The 18,193-nt window shown below is 60.9% G+C and carries 15 protein-coding genes and 2 pseudogenes; 13 read left to right on the top strand and 4 right to left on the bottom strand.

From position 1 onward, the window contains the following. The first annotated feature begins 256 nt into the window (after nucleotides 1-256). The 7 genes and pseudogenes from E3Z29_RS14255 to E3Z29_RS14225 all read left to right on the top strand — a co-directional run bounded on the left by E3Z29_RS14255 (nucleotide 257) and on the right by E3Z29_RS14225 (nucleotide 7,619). Nucleotides 257-1,207, top strand: a pseudogene (locus tag E3Z29_RS14255) (polysaccharide deacetylase family protein). 165 nt (nucleotides 1,208-1,372) lie between these two features. Continuing rightward, nucleotides 1,373-2,668, top strand: a complete 1,296-nt coding sequence (locus E3Z29_RS14250) for an OprD family porin (RefSeq protein ID WP_096795910.1) — start codon at nucleotides 1,373-1,375, stop codon at nucleotides 2,666-2,668. 282 nt (nucleotides 2,669-2,950) lie between these two features. Continuing rightward, nucleotides 2,951-3,775: an NAD(P)-dependent oxidoreductase gene (locus tag E3Z29_RS14245; protein ID WP_134786066.1), complete on the top strand. Its 825-nt coding sequence runs from the start codon at nucleotides 2,951-2,953 to the stop codon at nucleotides 3,773-3,775. A gap of 30 nt (nucleotides 3,776-3,805) precedes the next feature. After that, nucleotides 3,806-4,699 (top strand): SMP-30/gluconolactonase/LRE family protein, encoded by an 894-nt coding sequence (locus E3Z29_RS14240; protein ID WP_134786065.1) that lies wholly within the window; start codon nucleotides 3,806-3,808, stop codon nucleotides 4,697-4,699. Between the two features lie 64 nt (nucleotides 4,700-4,763). Further along, nucleotides 4,764-5,735 (top strand): TRAP transporter substrate-binding protein, encoded by a 972-nt coding sequence (locus tag E3Z29_RS14235; protein WP_134786064.1) that lies wholly within the window; start codon nucleotides 4,764-4,766, stop codon nucleotides 5,733-5,735. Nucleotides 5,736-5,811: 76 nt separating this feature from the next. Next, nucleotides 5,812-6,339 (top strand): TRAP transporter small permease, encoded by a 528-nt coding sequence (locus tag E3Z29_RS14230; protein ID WP_098968224.1) that lies wholly within the window; start codon nucleotides 5,812-5,814, stop codon nucleotides 6,337-6,339. Continuing rightward, on the top strand, nucleotides 6,339-7,619 hold the full coding sequence (locus E3Z29_RS14225) for a TRAP transporter large permease (protein WP_134786063.1): 1,281 nt from the start codon (nucleotides 6,339-6,341) through the stop codon (nucleotides 7,617-7,619). Before E3Z29_RS14230 ends, E3Z29_RS14225 begins: the two co-directional genes overlap by 1 nt. 102 nt (nucleotides 7,620-7,721) lie before the next feature. On the opposite strand, the gene E3Z29_RS14220 is transcribed toward E3Z29_RS14225, so the two are convergent. The 3 genes and pseudogenes from E3Z29_RS14220 to E3Z29_RS14210 all read right to left on the bottom strand — a co-directional run bounded on the left by E3Z29_RS14220 (nucleotide 7,722) and on the right by E3Z29_RS14210 (nucleotide 10,283). Beyond that, the gene (locus E3Z29_RS14220) at nucleotides 7,722-8,522 is read right to left on the bottom strand and encodes a sulfite exporter TauE/SafE family protein (protein ID WP_098968223.1); all 801 of its coding nucleotides are present in this window, start codon (nucleotides 8,520-8,522) and stop codon (nucleotides 7,722-7,724) included. Nucleotides 8,523-8,531: 9 nt separating this feature from the next. Further along, nucleotides 8,532-9,776: an FAD/NAD(P)-binding oxidoreductase gene (locus E3Z29_RS14215; RefSeq protein WP_134786062.1), complete on the bottom strand. Its 1,245-nt coding sequence runs from the start codon at nucleotides 9,774-9,776 to the stop codon at nucleotides 8,532-8,534. Nucleotides 9,777-9,942: 166 nt separating this feature from the next. Continuing rightward, nucleotides 9,943-10,283 (bottom strand): annotated as a pseudogene (locus tag E3Z29_RS14210) (ArsR/SmtB family transcription factor). A gap of 91 nt (nucleotides 10,284-10,374) precedes the next feature. On the opposite strand from E3Z29_RS14210, the gene E3Z29_RS14205 reads away from it, so the two are divergent. Further along, on the top strand, nucleotides 10,375-11,238 hold the full coding sequence (locus E3Z29_RS14205) for an MBL fold metallo-hydrolase (RefSeq protein WP_134786061.1): 864 nt from the start codon (nucleotides 10,375-10,377) through the stop codon (nucleotides 11,236-11,238). On the opposite strand, the gene bkdR is transcribed toward E3Z29_RS14205, so the two are convergent. Further along, nucleotides 11,235-11,723 (bottom strand): Bkd operon transcriptional regulator BkdR, encoded by a 489-nt coding sequence (gene bkdR / locus E3Z29_RS14200; RefSeq protein WP_007965286.1) that lies wholly within the window; start codon nucleotides 11,721-11,723, stop codon nucleotides 11,235-11,237. The two genes, E3Z29_RS14205 and bkdR, sit on opposite strands and share 4 nt — an antisense overlap. A 185-nt stretch (nucleotides 11,724-11,908) precedes the next feature. Between bkdR and E3Z29_RS14195 the strand changes: the two genes are divergently transcribed. The 5 genes from E3Z29_RS14195 (at nucleotide 11,909) to E3Z29_RS14175 (ending at nucleotide 18,153) form a co-directional block, all read left to right on the top strand. Beyond that, nucleotides 11,909-13,144: a 3-methyl-2-oxobutanoate dehydrogenase (2-methylpropanoyl-transferring) subunit alpha gene (locus E3Z29_RS14195; RefSeq protein ID WP_134786060.1), complete on the top strand. Its 1,236-nt coding sequence runs from the start codon at nucleotides 11,909-11,911 to the stop codon at nucleotides 13,142-13,144. Nucleotide 13,145: 1 nt separating this feature from the next. Beyond that, the gene (locus E3Z29_RS14190) at nucleotides 13,146-14,204 is read left to right on the top strand and encodes an alpha-ketoacid dehydrogenase subunit beta (protein ID WP_123462612.1); all 1,059 of its coding nucleotides are present in this window, start codon (nucleotides 13,146-13,148) and stop codon (nucleotides 14,202-14,204) included. Further along, the gene (locus E3Z29_RS14185; protein ID WP_098968219.1) at nucleotides 14,205-15,485 is read left to right on the top strand and encodes a dihydrolipoamide acetyltransferase family protein; all 1,281 of its coding nucleotides are present in this window, start codon (nucleotides 14,205-14,207) and stop codon (nucleotides 15,483-15,485) included. A gap of 4 nt (nucleotides 15,486-15,489) precedes the next feature. Beyond that, complete coding sequence (gene lpdA / locus E3Z29_RS14180; protein WP_134786059.1) at nucleotides 15,490-16,863, top strand: dihydrolipoyl dehydrogenase; 1,374 nt, start codon at nucleotides 15,490-15,492, stop codon at nucleotides 16,861-16,863. A 270-nt stretch (nucleotides 16,864-17,133) separates the two neighbouring features. Further along, a complete protein-coding gene (locus tag E3Z29_RS14175; protein ID WP_027613221.1) occupies nucleotides 17,134-18,153 on the top strand; it encodes a branched-chain amino acid aminotransferase in 1,020 nt (339 codons plus the stop codon). Nucleotides 18,154-18,193: the final 40 nt, after the last annotated feature.

Genomic DNA, 18,193 nt, shown 5'->3' with positions numbered 1-18,193 from the left:
GTGCTTGTGTTGCCGGGAGTTTGCCGCAAATCTTGCGGCAAACCCACAATCCTGTGGGAGCTGGCTTGCCGGCGATGACGGCAGTCGGCTCGGCAACAGGCTGACTGGCAGACCGTTATCGCGGGCACGCCCGCTCCCACAGGGTTCGCGGTGGATTCGTAAATTCTGTTTAAAGGTCCTCTCGCCCGCAACGGATTTTTCCCGCGGCGGGCAACTGCCACCCTTGCAGCCCTTCTCAACCTGCAAGGTGCCCGTTATGACCACGCCCCACCGGCAACGCTCCCCACGCCTGCTGAAAAACCTTCTGGCTGCCGCCCTGTTGCTGCCCGCCCTCGCCTTCGCCCAGGAACGCCCGTGGCCGGACGGCTCGCAACTGGTGATTTCGGTGTCGATGCAGTTCGAAACCGGCGGCCAGCCCGAAGGTGCGGAAAGTCCGTTTTCCGGCAGCCCATTGCCCAAGGGCTACCCGGATCTGCCGGCGCAGACCTGGTTTGATTATGGCTACAAGGAAGGCCTGTGGCGGATGCTCGACCTGTGGGATCGCACCGGGATCAAGGTCACCTCGCATGTGGTCGGCGAAGCGGCGCTCAAGCACCCGGAACTGGCGAAAGCGATTGCCGAGCGCGGCCACGAACTGGCAGCCCACGGCATGCGTTGGGCCGATTCCTACAACATGAGTTACGACCAGGAAAAACAGTTCATCGGCGACGGTGTCAACGCGGTGGAAAAACTCACCGGCCAGCGCTCGGTGGGCTACAACGCCAACTGGCTGCGGCGCAGCCCCAACACGCTGAAGGTCCTGCAAGACCTGAATTTCACCTACCACATCGATGATGTCAGCCGCGACGAACCGTTCGTGACCATGGTCCGTGGGCGCAAATTCGCCGTGGTGCCGTATACCTTGCGCAACAACGACATCGTGTTGATTGAGGGTCGGCATTTCTCCGCCGAGCAGTTCTATTAGCAATTGGTGCTGGAATTTGATCGTCTGTACGCGGAAGGCGCGAGCAAGCGGCGGATGATGTCGGTGAGTCTGCACGACCGCATCGGCGGCACCCCGGCGATGGTCGAGGCGATGGAACGTTTTATCCGCTATGCGCAGTCCCATCCGAAAGTGACATTCATGCGCAAGGACCAGATCGCCCGGATCGTCCTGACCGAGAAAAACCCGCTGATCGACAACACAGAGGCGCTCTATAACCGGTAAACCCGCCGAAAACAGCCCTCTTCGCAGCATTTGGAGGGCTGCCAAATCGCGCAAAACAATCGTAACAAGCCCTGTTGACTTTTGCGGAAAACCTCGCAACTATCCGCAACCATGTTGTACGACGACGTATGACAAATAATAAAAACAACAACAGGGAGCGTCACAGTGAGCACACTCGTCTGCAATTCCGTTCGCACGTCCCGTATTTCCTTCCCCCGCCCGTGTTCCACCCTGAGTTTGATCGGCTGCAGCAGCCTCGCCCTGGTTTTGCCGATGAGCGCAGACGCCGAAGGCTTCCTCGAAGACAGCAAAGCCACGCTGAACCTGCGCAACGCCTACTTCAATCGCAACTTCGTCAACCCGAACTACCCGCAGGGCAAGGCTGAAGAGTGGACGCAAAACTTCATCCTTGATGCCAAATCCGGCTTCACCCAAGGCACCGTCGGCTTCGGTCTCGATGTGCTGGGGATGTATTCGCAAAAACTCGATGGCGGCAAGGGCACCGGCGGTACGCAACTGTTGCCGATTCACGATGACGGGCGTCCGGCGGACAACTTCGGTCGCCTCGGCGTGGCGCTGAAGGCCAAGGTGTCGAAGACCGAATTGAAGGTTGGCGAATGGATGCCGGTGCTGCCGATCCTGCGCTCGGACGATGGCCGCTCGTTGCCGCAGACCTTTCGCGGTGGCCAGATCACCTCCACCGAAATCAACGGCCTGACCCTCTACGGTGGGCAGTTCCGTGGCAACAGCCCGCGCAACGACGCCAGCATGGAAGACATGTCGATGAACGGCCGCGGCGCCTTCACCTCCGACCGTTTCAACTTCGGCGGCGGCGAATACACCTTCAACGACAAGCGCACCCTGGTCGGCGTGTGGTACGCCGAACTCAGCGACATCTACCAGCAGCAGTATTTCAACCTCAGCCACAGCCAGCCGCTAGGTGACTGGACGCTGGGCGCCAACCTCGGTTTCTTCACCGGCAAGGAAGACGGCAGCGCCCAGGCCGGCGACCTCGATAACAAGACCGCGTTCGCCATGCTGTCGGCCCGCTACGGCGGCAACACCTTCTATGTCGGCCTGCAAAAACTCAGCGGCGACGACGCGTGGATGCGGGTCAACGGCACCAGCGGCGGCACCCTGGCCAACGACAGCTACAACGCCAGTTATGACAACGCCAAAGAGCGCTCCTGGCAGTTGCGTCATGACTACAACTTCGTCGCCCTCGGGATTCCCGGCCTGACCCTGATGAACCGCTACATCAGCGGCGATAACGTGCATACCGGGACGATTACCGACGGCAAGGAATGGGGTCGCGAGTCGGAACTGGGATACACCGTGCAGAGCGGGCCGCTGAAAAACCTCAACGTGAGATGGCGCAACGCGACGATACGCCGGGACTTCAGCACCAATGAGTTCGATGAGAACCGGATCTTTGTCAGCTACCCGATTTCGTTGTTGTAAAGCCAGTCCTCACACCGGGTTTCCCTGTGGGAGCGAGCTTGCTCGCGAATGCGTCGGGTCAGTCAATTTACCTTTTAATGACACACCGCTTTCGCGAGCAAGCCCGCTCCCATAGGGGGATTGCATTGCAACGAAGGCGTCGCGGTGATTGAAAAGTGAATGAGCCCCTTCCGTCATTTACCCCAAAAGTCGCGTTGACAAGTTCCGGAAACCCTACCGATACTTCAGCGCAGTCATACGACAACCTACAACAAACCTAATAACAACGTGTAAGGGATTGCCATGACGTCTACCTCTACTCCCCGCGCCCCGTTCAACCGTCTGCTGCTGACCGGCGCTGCCGGTGGCCTGGGCAAAGTCCTGCGCGAACGTATGCGCCCTTATGCCCATGTCCTGCGCCTGTCGGACATCGCGGCTCTCGCCCCAGCCATTGATGATCGCGAAGAAATCGTCCCCTGCGACCTTGCCGACAAACAGGCAGTGCACCAACTGGTCGAAGGCGTCGACGCGATCCTGCATTTCGGCGGTGTCTCCGTGGAGCGGCCCTTCGAAGAAATCCTCGGCGCCAACATTTGCGGCGTATTTCACATCTACGAAGCTGCACGCCGCCATGGTGTGAAGCGAGTGATCTTCGCCAGTTCCAACCACGTCATCGGCTTCTACAAACAGGACGAGCCGCTCGATGCCAGCTGCGCCCGCCGCCCCGACGGCTACTACGGATTGTCCAAGTCCTACGGCGAAGACATGGCCAGTTTCTACTTCGATCGCTACGGCATCGAGACGGTCAGCATCCGCATCGGCTCCTCATTTCCCGAGCCGCAGAACCGCCGAATGATGCACACCTGGCTGAGCTTCGACGACCTCACCCAATTGCTCGAGCGCGCGCTGTACACGCCAAACGTTGGCCATACCGTGGTCTATGGCATGTCCGCCAACAAGGACGTCTGGTGGGACAACCGCTTCGCCAGTCACCTCGGTTTTGAGGCCAGGGACAGCTCCGAAGTGTTCCGCGAAAAAGTCGAAGCGCAGCCTATGCCCGCCGCCGATGACCCGGCGCGGATCTATCAGGGCGGCGCGTTCGTCGCGGCCGGCCCCTTCGGCGACTGAACACTCTGCCAACGACGCAAAGGAATGAGTATGCAAGCCGAATTGATCGTCGATGCGCGCAACGCCGTGGGCGAAAGCCCGGTCTGGGTGCCGCAGGAAAACGCGCTGTATTGGGTCGATATTCCCAACGGCGGACTGCAACGCTGGAACGCTGACACCGGCCATGTGCAGGCCTGGAAAACCCCTGAAATGCTCGCCTGCATCGCCCGTCACAGCGGTGGCGGCTGGGTTGCCGGCATGGAGAGCGGCTTTTTTCATCTGCACCCGCACAGCGACGGCAGCCTCGACAGCGAATGGCTCGCCACCGTCGAGCACAGCCGAGAAGACATGCGCCTCAACGACGGTCGCTGCGACCGCCAGGGCCGTTTCTGGGCTGGCAGCATGGTGCTGAACATGGGCCTGAACGCGTCCGAAGGCCGGCTCTACCGCTACGGCGCCGGGCAGTCTGGTGTGATCGAAGCGCAACTCGACGGCTTCATCGTGCCCAACGGCCTCGGCTTCAGCCCTGACGGCAAGACGATGTACCTGTCCGATTCACATCCGCACGTGCAATTGATCTGGGCCTTCGATTACGACACCGAGACCGGCACACCATCGAATCGGCGGATCTTTGTTGACATGCACCACTTCCCCGGCCGGCCGGATGGCGCTGCCGTGGATGCCGAAGGCTGCTACTGGATCTGCGCCAACGACGCCGGACTGATTCACCGTTTTGCCCCGGACGGCCGCCTCGATTTCTCGCTGGAAGTGCCGGTGAAGAAACCGACGATGTGTGCCTTCGGCGGCAGCCGCATGGACACCCTCTTCGTGACCTCGATTCGCCCCGGCGACGACCGCGATCCGCAATCCCTGGCCGGCGGCGTGTTCGCCCTCAACCCCGGGGTCAAAGGCCTGGAAGAACCGCTGTTCGACGATTCCCTGTAACACCCGCCTCTGCTGCACCGCTGCGCCTTGAACACAACAATAACAAGACTGGAGACTCCCCCCCATGAACTTCAAACGCACCTTGCTGGCCGCTGCACTCCCGCTGATGTTCACCTTCACTGGCGCCGCCCAGGCCCTGCAACTCAAATTCGCTGACATCCATCCCGCCGGTTATCCCACCGTGGTAGCCGAAGAAAACATGGGCAAGACCCTGACCCGGGAAACCAACGGCGAGCTGACCTTCCAATACTTTCCCGGGGGTGTGCTGGGCTCAGAAAAGGAAGTCATCGAGCAGATGCAAGTCGGCGCGGTACAGCTGTCTCGCGTCAGCCTGGGTATCGTCGGCCCGGTAGTGCCGGATGTGAACGTGTTCAACATGCCGTTCATCTTCCGCGACCATCAACACATGCGTAACGTCATCGACGGCGCAGTGGGCGACGAGATCCTCGACAAAATCACCAACTCCGAATTCGGCCTCGTGGCGCTGGCCTGGATGGACGGCGGCACGCGCAACGTCTACACCAAGAAACCGGTGCGCAAGCTCGAAGACCTCAAGGGCATGAAGATTCGTGTCCAGGGCAACCCGATGTTCATCGACATGATGAACGCCATGGGCGGAAACGGTATCGCCATGGACACCGGGGAAATCTTCAGCGCCTTGCAAACCGGCGTGATCGACGGCGCGGAAAACAACCCGCCGACCCTGCTCGAACACAACCACTTCCAGAACGCCAAGTTCTACAGCCTGACCGGTCACTTGATCCTGCCAGAGCCGATTGTGATGTCGAAAATCACCTGGGAAAAACTCACCCCGGATCAACAGGCGCTGGTCAAGAACGCCGCCAAGGCTGCCCAGGCTGAAGAGCGTGTGCTGTGGGACAAGAAGTCCGCTGCCAGCGAAGAAAAACTCAAGGCCGCTGGCGTCGAGTTCATCCAGGTCGACAAGAAACCCTTCTACGACGCCACCGCACCGGTGCGGGAAAAGTACGGTGCGAAGTACGCCGACCTGATCAAGAAAATCGAAGCCGTGCAGTAACGCCTCCCGCTCCGTCCTCATTAACCAGGCCCGGCGCACCTGATGACACAGGCGCGCCCGGTTACGGTGGAACCCGATGAAGAATCTACTGCTGCGTATCAACGACAAGATCTACATGACGTGCATCTGGGTCGCCGGCCTTTCCGTCCTGGCGATTTCCCTGATGATTCCCTGGGGCGTCTTCGCCCGCTACGTGCTGGGCACCGGTTCGAGCTGGCCAGAGCCCACGGCGATCCTGCTGATGATGGTGTTCACCTTCATCGGTGCCGCCGCCAGTTACCGCGCCGGTGCGCACATGGCCGTGGCCATGCTCACCGACCGCATGCCACCCCGGCTGAGATCTGCGGCGGCGATATTCTCGCAACTGCTCATGGCGTCGATCTGCATTTTCATGACCATCTGGGGCGCCAAGTTGTGCCTGTCCACCTGGAACCAGTTCATGGCGGCCCTCCCCGATCTGCGGGTTGGCGTGACCTATCTGCCGATTCCCGTGGGCGGCTTGCTGACGCTGGTTTTCGTCCTGGAAAAACTCTTGCTCGGTGACCAGAGCAAACGGCGGGTCGTGCAGTTCGATCTGGTTGAAGAAAGTGAAGGTGGCGCTTAATGGACGCTCTGATTCTGCTGGGCAGTTTTATCGTATTGATCCTGATCGGCATGCCGGTCGCCTATGCGCTGGGCGCCGCCGCGCTGATCGGTGCGTGGTGGATCGACATCCCGTTCCAGGCAGTGATGATCCAGGTCGCGTCGGGGGTGAACAAGTTCTCGCTGCTGGCCATTCCGTTCTTCGTCCTGGCCGGCGCGATCATGGCCGAGGGCGGCATGTCCCGGCGTTTGGTGGCGTGTGCCGGGGTGCTGGTGGGTTTTGTGCGCGGAGGCCTGTCGCTGGTCAACATTGTCGCCTCGACCTTCTTCGGCGCGATCTCCGGTTCCTCGGTGGCCGACACCGCGTCGGTGGGTTCGGTGCTGATTCCGGAAATGGAACGCAAAGGCTATCCACGGGATTTCTCCACCGCAGTGACCGTCAGCGGCTCGGTGCAAGCCCTGCTCACGCCACCCAGCCATAACTCGGTGCTCTACTCCCTGGCCGCCGGTGGTACGGTTTCGATTGCCTCGCTGTTCATGGCCGGCATCGTGCCGGGCTTGATGATGAGCGCCTGCCTGATGGTGCTGTGCCTGATCTTCGCGAAAAAGCGCAACTACCCCAAGGGTGAAGTGATCCCGATGCGCCAGGCGCTGAAAATCGTCGGCGAAGCCCTCTGGGGCCTGATGGCGATGGTGATCATCCTCGGCGGCATCCTCTCGGGGATTTTCACCGCCACGGAATCGGCGGCCATCGCCGTGTTGTGGTCGTTTTTCGTGACCATGTTCATCTACCGCGATTACAAGTGGCGTGAACTGCCGAAACTGATGCACCGCACGGTACGCACCATTTCCATCGTGATGATCCTGATCGGTTTCGCCGCAAGCTTCGGCTACATCATGACCCTGATGCAGATTCCGGCGAAAATCACCACGCTGTTCCTGACCCTGTCGGACAACCGCTACGTGATCCTGATGTGCATCAACGTCATGCTGCTGTTGCTCGGCACGGTGATGGACATGGCGCCGCTGATCCTGATTCTGACGCCGATCCTGATGCCGGTGATTCTCGGCATCGGTGTCGATCCAGTGCAGTTCGGCATGATCATGCTGGTCAACCTCGGGATCGGGCTGATAACACCGCCGGTGGGTGCGGTGCTGTTTGTCGGTTCGGCGGTGGGCAAGGTCAGTATCGAAAGCACCGTGAAGGCGCTGCTGCCGTTTTATGCGGTGCTGTTTCTGGTGTTGATGCTGGTCACTTACATCCCCGCCATTTCCCTGTGGCTACCGCATCTGGTGTTGTAACAGCCTGAAAGATCGCAGCCTCGTTTCACTCGACAGCTCCTGCATGGGAATGCGCTTCCTGTAGGAGCTGCCGAAGGCTGCGATCTTTTGATCTGCCAACATTCAGGCACGCAACAACATATACCCCGCCACCACCAGACACACGCTGGCAAACCCCACCTGCAACGTCCGCGCTGGCACCCGCGCGCACAGTTTGCGGCCGATGATCATGCCGACGATGCTGGCCACGATAAACGCCGCGCCCTGAGCATCAATCCGCACGCCCGCGTGAAACGAGCCGATCACGCCAATCGCCGAAATCAGGCTGATCACCATCAGCGACGTCGCGACAATCCCGCGCATTTGCACATCGGTCAGTTGCTTGAACGCCGGCACGATCAGGAAGCCACCGCCAACGCCGAGCAAGCCCGAGACCACGCCGGTCACCGCACCCAGCGCCGCGAGGGTCGCGGTGCATTTGGCGGTCCAGTCGAAACGCCCGGTCTGCTCATTGAGCATGCAGTTTTTCTGCCCCCAACTGGCGTGGCCGTGGTCGCTCGGCCCCGTTTGCGCACGCTCGCGGCGCAGCATGCGCCAGGCCACCATGACCATCAGCAGGCTGAAGAGGATCATCAGGATCTTCTCCGGCAACTGGTGCGCAAAATAGATGCCCAGTGGCGAAAATACCGCGCCAAGCGCGGCGATCAGCAGCGCCGCGCGGTAGCGCACCAGCCCATGGCGCAAACCGTCGATCGCGCCCACTGCCGCCGCACTGCCGACGGCGAACAACGCCACGGGCGCGGCCTGAGTCATGCTCCAGCCGAGACCAAGCACCAATGCCGGCACCGCGAGAATCCCACCGCCCGCCCCGGTCAGTCCGAGAATCAGCCCCATCAACACGCCAAACAGACTTGCCAGCAACATAGGGAGTTCTCAGTCGACTTTGGACAAACCGGTCAGCCACTCGCGGCCCTTGAGCATGCCGTTCCAGTAGAACCACGGCAGCAGCGTCGCCTTGAGGAACCACGCCGAGCGGCGCGGCACGGTCGCATCGAGGGCGAAGGTCGGCAGCAACTTTCCGCCGTAACCGAACTCGGCGAGGATCACCTTGCCCTTCTCCACCGTCAGCGGGCACGAACCGTAGCCGTCGTACTTCAGTGGCAGCGGTTGTTGCTTGCGCACGGCCAGCAGATTTTCCGCGACCACCACAATCTGCTTGCGCACCGCCGCAGCGGTTTTCGCATTGCTGGTGCCGCAGATATCACCGAGGCCGAACACCTCGGGGTAACGCGGATGCTGCAGGCTGTGTGGATTGACTTCGCACCAGCCGGCAGCGTCGGCCAGCGGGCTCTGGGCGATGAAATCCGGCGAGACTTGCGGCGGCACCACGTGCAGCAGATCGAAGGTTTTCGCCTGTGTGGTGAGGTTGCCGTCGGCGTCCTTGATCTCGAACCACGCGGTTTTCGCCGGGCCGTCGACCTTGACCAGGTTGGAGTTGAAGGCCAGTTGCGCGTTGTACTTTTCGATGTACTTCATCAGCGGTGGGACGAAGGTCGCGACGCCAAACAGCGCCGCGCCGGCCAGGTTGAATTCGACGTCAATGTTGTTCAGCACGCCGGTTTTGCGCCAGTGATCGCACGACAGGTACAACGCCTTTTGCGGCGCGCCGGCGCATTTGATCGGCATCGCCGGCTGAGTGAACAACGCCTTGCCGCCGCGCAGTTTCTGCACCTGATCCCAGGTGTACTGCGAGTGCTGATAGCTGTAGTTGGAGGTCACGCCATGCTGGCCGAGGCTTTCCTGCAGGCCTTCGATCTTCTCCCAGGCCAGCCGCAGGCCGGGGCAGACGATCAGGTTCTGGTAAGTGACGGTGCGCTGATCGTTGAGGGTCAACTGGCGCAGATCGGGATCGATACCGGTCACCGCCGCCTGAATCCAGGTGGCCTGACGCGGCATCACTTTGCTCATCGGCCGCACGGTGTCCTTGACGTCGTAGGCGCCACCGCCGACCAGCGTCCACGCCGGTTGGTAGTAGTGCTGGACGCTTGGCTCGATCACAGTGACTTTAAGAGTGGGATCACGCTTGAGCAGACTGGCGACGAAGCCGATGCCGGCGGTGCCGCCGCCGATGACCACGATATCGGCACTGATGGATGGGCCCCAGTGTTGATCGTTCATTGCTTGTTCCTTATTGCTGCATGCAAGGATTTCTTGGCCATCGCACAAATCCATTGTAGGAGTGAGCCTGCTCGCGATAGCGGTATGTCAGTCTATGAAGATGTTGGCTGATACACCGCTATCGCGAGCAGGCTCACTCCTACAGAGATTGTGTGGTGGCTGACATTTATTGATGGCCCAGGCTTTTCAGCACCGCTCCGCAATACAACCCGGACAGGGTCTTCATCTCACCTGAATCACTTCAGGACTGGCCAGACCGTAAAAGATGTATTTGCCTTCACGACGAGTCGCCACCAGCCCTTCATCGCGCAGGATGCCCAGTTGCTGGGACAGGGTCGGCTGGCGCACGCCGGTCATTTTTTCCAGCTCGCCGACATTGCGCTCGCCCTGGGTCAGCTGGCACAGGATCAACAGGCGATCCTCATTGGCCAGCGCCTTGAGCGCGCAGGCCTTGGAGGCGGACGCCCGCAATTGGGCGACTTCACATTCGGTCAGACTGGATTGCATTTGCACGATGCCTTCAACGTCACTTAAGCTGCGAACATTATGTTTTTAGATAAAGTGTTGCAACCCATTTCCCTGATTCAGGTTGGTGTCCATGCCCGCGCAGATTGAAGCTTTCCTCGACCCCGCCTCCTCGACCTACAGCTACGTGGTCTATGAAGCCGATGGCGGGCAGTGTGCAATCGTCGATCCGGTACTCGATTACGACGGCGCCGCCGGACGCACCTGCACCACGCAGGCCGACAAAATCATCACCTTCGTCCGAGAACACCGCTTGCAGGTGCAATGGCTACTGGAAACCCACGCTCACGCCGACCACCTGTCCGCTGCGCCGTACTTGCGCCGCGAACTGGGCGGCAAGATTGCGATCGGCCAGTCCATCAGCAAGGTGCAGAACGTGTTCAAGGCGCTGTTCAACCTGGAACCGGAATTCTGCGTCGACGGCTCGCAGTTCGATCACCTGTTCGCGCCGAACGAGTCGTTCATGATCGGCAACCTCAAGGCCACCGCCCTGCACGTCCCCGGCCACACCCCGGCGGACATGGCTTACCTGATCGACGGCGAACAGATTCTGGTCGGCGACACGCTGTTCATGCCCGATGTCGGCACCGCCCGCTGCGACTTCCCCGGCGGCAACGCCCATCAACTGTTCAACTCGATCCACAAACTGCTGGCCTTCCCCGCCAGCGTCAAACTCTACGTCTGCCACGACTACCCGCCGGAAGGCCGCGCCGCGCAGTGCCAGACCACCGTCGGTGAACAGCGCAAGAGCAATATTCATGTGCATGACGGGATTGATGAAGCGGCGTTTGTCGAGATGCGTACCAAGCGCGATGCCGGGTTGGGCATGCCGACGCTGTTGCTGCCGGCGATTCAGGTGAATGTGCGGGCGGGGAATTTTCCGGCGGCCGAAGACAATGGTGTGGTTTATCTGAAAGTGCCGATCAACCAGCTTTAAGTGCCCAGCGTCAAACCATTCGCCGGCAACGGCAACGCCGTCTTGTAGCGCACCTGCTTCAAGGCAAAACTCGAGCGGATATTCGCCACCCCCGGCACCTTGGTCAGAAAGTCCATCATGAACCTCTCCAGCGCCTGAATCGTCGGCACCAGCACCCGGATCAGATAGTCCGGGTCGCCGGCCATCAGGTAGCACTCCATCACCTCGGGGCGGTCGGAGATCGCCTCTTCGAAATGCTGCAACGCCTCCTCGACCTGTTTCTCCAGGCTGACGTGAATGAACACGTTCACATGCAGGCCCAGCAGATCGGCATCGAGCAGCGTCACCTGCTCGCGAATCAGCCCTAACTCCTCCATCGCCTTGACCCGGTTGAAACACGGCGTCGGCGACAGATTCACCGAGCGCGCGAGGTCGGCGTTAGTGATGCGCGCATTCTCCTGAAGGCTGTTGAGAATGCCGATGTCGGTACGGTCCAGTTTGCGCATGAGACAAAACCACCTGTTTTTTATGTTTATGCAGAATTTCTATCTGCAAATCGTCTCCAGCGCAACGAAACAGAGAGAAATATTCTTCTGGCCCGGGCCTATGATTGTTGTAGGACAAGATTTCTTTCACCCAAGAATGATTGCCAGCTCACTACAAGAAATTCACAAGATCGAGCGTAGAAGCCATGACCCAAGCGTATGAACCGCTGCGTCTGCACGTCCCTGAACCCTCGGGCCGCCCAGGCTGCAAAACCGACTTCTCCTACCTGCATCTGACCGATGCCGGCACGGTGCGCAAACCTTCCATCGACGTCGAACCCGCCGACACCGCCGACCTGGCGCGTGGGCTGATTCGGGTGCTCGATGATCAGGGCAACGCCCTCGGCCCCTGGGCTGAAAACGTGCCGGTCGAGATCCTGCGCAAGGGCATGCGCGCCATGCTCAAGACGCGGATCTACGATAACCGCATGGTGGTCGCCCAGCGCCAGAAAAAAATGTCGTTCTACATGCAGAGCCTTGGCGAAGAAGCCATCGGCAGCGCCCAGGCCCTGGCCTTGAACATCGACGACATGTGCTTTCCGACCTACCGCCAGCAAAGCATCCTGATGGCCCGCGAAGTGCCGCTGGTCGACCTGATCTGCCAGTTGCTGTCCAACGAGCGCGATCCGCTCAAGGGCCGGCAGTTGCCGATCATGTACTCGGTCAAGGACGCCGGTTTCTTCACCATCTCCGGCAACCTCGCGACTCAATTCATTCAGGCCGTCGGCTGGGGCATGGCCTCGGCGATCAAGGGCGACACGAAAATCGCCTCGGCCTGGATCGGTGACGGCGCCACCGCCGAATCGGACTTCCACACCGCCCTCACCTTCGCTCACGTTTACCGCGCGCCGGTGATCCTCAACGTGGTCAACAACCAGTGGGCGATCTCGACCTTCCAGGCCATTGCCGGCGGTGAAGCCACCACTTTCGCCGGACGCGGCGTCGGTTGCGGCATCGCCTCGTTGCGGGTCGATGGCAACGACTTCTACGCGGTCTACGCCGCTTCCGCCTGGGCTGCCGAACGCGCCCGGCGCAACCTCGGCCCGACCATGATCGAATGGGTCACCTACCGCGCCGGCCCGCACTCGACCTCCGACGATCCGTCGAAATACCGTCCTGCCGATGACTGGAGCCACTTCCCACTGGGCGACCCGATTTCCCGCCTGAAACAGCACCTGATCAAGGTCGGCCACTGGTCGGAAGAAGAGCACGCCGCCGTCAGCGCCGAGCTCGAAGCTGAAGTGATTGCCGCGCAGAAACAGGCCGAACAGTACGGCACCCTCGCCGGCGGCCAGATTCCAAGCGCCGCAACCATGTTCGAAGACGTCTACAAAGAGATGCCGGAGCACTTGAAGCGCCAGCGTCAGCAGTTGGGGATCTGACATGAACGATCACAACAACAATATTCAGTTGGAAACCGCCATGACCACGACCACCATGACCATGATCCAGGCCCTGCGCTCGGCCATGGATGTGATGCTTGAGCGTGACGACAATGTGGTGGTGTTCGGTCAGGACGTCGGCTACTTCGGCGGCGTGTTCCGTTGCACCGAAGGCCTGCAGACCAAGTACGGCACCTCGCGGGTATTCGACGCGCCGATCTCCGAAAGCGGCATTGTCGGTGTTGCGGTGGGCATGGGCGCTTACGGCCTGCGCCCGGTGGCCGAGATTCAGTTCGCCGACTACGTTTACCCCGCTTCCGACCAGATCATTTCCGAAGCGGCGCGCCTGCGTTATCGCTCGGCCGGCGAGTTCACCGCGCCGATGACCCTGCGCATGCCGTGCGGCGGCGGGATCTACGGCGGCCAGACCCACAGCCAGAGCATTGAGGCGATGTTCACTCAAGTCTGCGGCCTGCGCACCGTCATGCCATCCAACCCGTACGACGCCAAGGGCCTGCTGATCGCCTCCATCGAAAACGATGACCCGGTGATCTTCCTAGAGCCGAAACGCCTGTACAACGGCCCGTTCGACGGCCACCACGACCGCCCCGTAACCCCGTGGTCGAAACACCCGCAAGCCCAGGTGCCGGACGGTTACTACACCGTGCCGCTGGACGTTGCCGCCATCACCCGTCCGGGCAAAGACGTGACTGTGCTGACCTACGGCACCACCGTGTACGTGTCGCAAGTGGCCGCCGAAGAATCCGGCGTTGACGCTGAAGTCATCGACCTGCGCAGCCTGTGGCCGCTGGACCTGGAAACCATCGTCAAGTCGGTGAAGAAAACCGGCCGCTGCGTGGTGGTGCACGAAGCCACCCGTACCTGCGGTTTCGGCGCCGAACTGGTGGCGCTGGTGCAAGAGCATTGCTTCCATCACCTGGAAGCGCCGATCGAACGCGTCACCGGTTGGGACACCCCCTACCCGCACGCGCAAGAGTGGGCGTATTTCCCAGGGCCGTCCCGAGTGGGCGCGGCGTTGAAACGGGTCATGGAGGTCTGAATGGGCACGCACGTTATCAAGATGCCGGACATCGGCGAAGGCATCGCAGAAGTAGAACTGTCGCAGTGGCACGTCAAGGTCGGCGACCTGGTGGTTGAAGATCAAGTGTTGGCGGACGTGATGACCGACAAGGCAATGGTCGATATTCCATCGCCGGTCCACGGCAAGGTGATTGCGCTCGGCGGTCAGCCGGGTGAAGTGATGGCGGTCGGCAGTGTGCTGATCAGCATCGAAGTTGAAGGCGCCGGAAACCTGAAGGAATCCGCCGCATCAGCACCGGTTGCTACGAAAGAGGCACCTGCTGCGTCGAAAGTTGAAGCCGCAGTCGAGAGCAAACCTGCCGCCGCTGCTGCACCGCGTTCCGCACCGGTTTGCCAAGGCCCGATGGTTGCCCGCGAGGCTGATGAACGTCCGCTGGCTTCGCCGGCCGTGCGCAAACATGCGCTGGATCTGGGCATTCAGCTGCGTCTGGTACGCGGCACCGGCCCGGCCGGTCGTGTGCTGCACGAAGACCTCGACGCTTATTTGGCCCAGGGTCAATCAAACGCTTCGGCACCGGCAACCGCCGCGTACGCCCAGCGTCACGATGAAGAACAGATTCAAGTGATCGGCATGCGCCGCAAGATCGCCCAGCGCATGCAGGACGCCACTCAGCGTGCCGCGCACTTCAGCTACGTCGAGGAAATCGACGTCACCGCCATCGAAGAACTGCGCGCGCATCTGAATGAAAAACACGGTGCCACCCGGGGCAAGTTGACCTTGCTGCCGTTCCTGGTCCGCGCACTGGTCGTCGCCCTGCGTGACTTCCCGCAGATGAACGCCCGTTACGACGACGAAGCCCAGGTCATCACCCGCCTCGGCGCAGTGCATGTCGGTGTCGCCACGCAAAGCGATGTCGGCCTGATGGTGCCGGTGGTGCGTCACGCCGAAGCGCGCAGCCTGTGGGACAGCGCCGCGGAAATCTCGCGTCTGGCCAATGCCGCACGCAATGGCAAGGCCAGCCGCGACGAATTATCCGGCTCGACCATCACCCTCACCAGCCTCGGTGCGCTGGGCGGCATCGTCAGCACCCCGGTGCTGAACCTGCCGGAAGTGGCGATCGTCGGCGTGAACAAAATCGTCGAACGGCCAATGGTCGTCAAAGGCCAGGTGGTGATCCGCAAGATGATGAACCTCTCCAGCTCCTTCGATCACCGCGTGGTCGACGGCATGGACGCGGCGCTCTTCATCCAGGCCATTCGTGGCTTGATCGAACAACCCGCAACCCTGTTTGTGGAGTGATGCAATGCAAACCTTGAACACCACGCTGCTGATTATCGGCGGCGGCCCCGGCGGTTACGTCACGGCGATTCGCGCCGGGCAACTGGGCATTTCGACGATTCTGGTCGAAGGCCAATCGCTGGGTGGCACTTGCCTGAACATCGGCTGCATTCCGTCCAAAGCGTTGATTCACGTGGCCGAGCAGTTCCACCAGACCCGCCATCACAGCCAGCATTCGGCGCTGGGCATCAGCGTCTCGGCGCCAACCCTCGACATCAGCAAGAGCGTCGAGTGGAAGGACGGCATCGTCGATCGCCTGACCACCGGCGTCGCCGCACTGCTGAAAAAGAACAAGGTCCAGGTCATCAATGGCTGGGCCAAAGTCATCGACGGCAAAACCGTGGAAGTCGGCGATACGCGGATCCAGTGCGAACATCTGGTGCTGGCCACCGGTTCGACCAGCGTCAACCTGCCGATCCTGCCAATCGGCGGGCCGATCATCTCCTCCACCGAAGCGCTGGCACCGAAGTCCGTGCCCAAACGTCTGGTGGTGGTCGGCGGCGGTTACATCGGTCTGGAGCTGGGCATTGCTTACCGCAAGCTCGGCGCCGAGGTCAGTGTGGTCGAGGCGCAGGATCGTATCCTGCCGGCCTACGATGCCGAGCTGACCCAACCGGTCCACGAAGCACTGAAGCAACTGGGCGTGAAGCTCTATCTCAAGCACAGCGTGCTGGGTTTCGACGGCACCTTGCAGGTGCGTGACCCGAACGGCGACACCCTCAATCTGGAAACCGATCAGGTGCTGGTGGCGGTCGGTCGCAAGCCGAATACGCAGGGCTGGAACCTTGAAGCGCTGAACCTGGACATGAACGGCTCGGCGATCAAGATAGACAGCCGCTGCCAGACCAGCATGCGCAACGTCTACGCCATCGGCGACCTCAGCGGCGAGCCGATGCTCGCCCATCGCGCCATGGCTCAGGGCGAAATGGTTGCCGAACTGATCAGCGGCAAATCCCGCGAATTCAACCCGACCGCCATCGCCGCCGTGTGCTTTACCGACCCGGAACTGGTGGTGGTCGGCCAGACCCCGGACGAAGCCAAGGCTGCCGGGCTGGATTGCATCGTTTCCAGCTTCCCGTTCGCTGCCAATGGCCGGGCGATGACCCTGGAATCAAAAAGCGGCTTCGTGCGGGTGGTCGCGCGGCGCGACAATCATGTGATTGTCGGCTGGCAGGCGGTCGGGGCAGGCGTTTCCGAGTTGTCGACCGCGTTCGCGCAAAGCCTGGAAATGGGTGCGCGCCTCGAAGACATCGGCGGCACCATTCATGCGCATCCGACCCTGGGTGAAGCGGTGCAGGAAGCGGCGTTGCGGGCGTTGGGGCATGCGTTGCATCTGTGATGGATGGTGGCAGTGGTGGCCTCTTCGCGAGCAAGCCCGCTCCCACAGGGAAATGTATTCCAAAATGTGGGAGCGGCTTCTTCAGGGAAATGCATTCCCCCTGTGGGAGCGGGCTTGCTCGCGAATTCTTGAGGCCGACACGATTTATCTGCCTGTCATCCGATAGTCCGGGCTGCGAAACCGCGCAAGAATGAAGTATTGTTGTGCCCATCCAAAAAAACGTCAGAAGCCTTGAACCGTTTCGACGGTTGTTCAGTGATAGAGGGTGTCATGGGTAACGAAAGCATCAATTGGGACAAGCTGGGTTTTGACTACATCAAGACCGACAAACGCTATCTGTCGTACTTTCGCAATGGCGAGTGGGACAAAGGCACCCTGACCGAAGACAACGTGCTGCACATCAGCGAAGGCTCGACTGCCCTTCACTATGGCCAGCAGTGCTTCGAAGGCCTGAAGGCTTATCGTTGCAAGGACGGCTCGATCAACCTGTTCCGTCCTGACCAGAACGCCGCGCGCATGCAACGCAGCTGCGCTCGCCTGCTGATGCCGCACGTGTCGACCGAGCAGTTCATCGAAGCGTGCAAGGAAGTGGTTCGCGCCAACGAGCGCTTCATCCCGCCATACGGCACCGGCGGCGCGCTGTACCTGCGTCCGTTCGTGATCGGCGTGGGTGACAACATCGGCGTGCGTACCGCGCCGGAGTTCATCTTCTCGGTATTCGCGATCCCGGTCGGCGCCTACTTCAAGGGTGGCCTGACTCCGCACAACTTCCAGATCTCCAGCTTCGACCGCGCCGCCCCACAAGGCACTGGTGCGGCCAAGGTCGGTGGCAACTATGCCGCCAGCCTGATGCCGGGCTCCCAGGCCAAGAAAGCGCACTTCGCTGACGCCATCTACCTGGATCCGCTGACTCACAAGAAGATCGAGGAAGTCGGTTCGGCCAACTTCTTCGGGATCACCCACGACAACAAGTTCATCACCCCGAACTCGCCGTCGGTCCTGCCAGGCATCACCCGTCTGTCGCTGATCGAACTGGCGAAAACCCGTCTGGGTCTAGAAGTGATTGAAGGCGACGTGCTGATCGACAAGCTGTCGGACTTCAAGGAAGCCGGCGCCTGCGGTACCGCGGCGGTGATCACCCCGATCGGCGGGATCAGTTACAACGACCACCTGCACGTGTTCCACAGCGAAACCGAAGTCGGCCCGGTCACCCAGAAGCTCTACAAAGAGCTGACCGGCGTGCAGACCGGCGACATCGAAGCGCCAGCAGGCTGGATCGTCAAGGTTTGATCTGACGGCTGCTGATGCACAAAAGCCCCCATCGACTGAT

Origin of the sequence: Pseudomonas sp. S150 (genome assembly GCF_004526365.1) — a bacterium.
Classification (GTDB): domain Bacteria; phylum Pseudomonadota; class Gammaproteobacteria; order Pseudomonadales; family Pseudomonadaceae; genus Aquipseudomonas; species Aquipseudomonas putida_A.
This window is presented reverse-complemented; position numbering and strand designations above follow the sequence as displayed.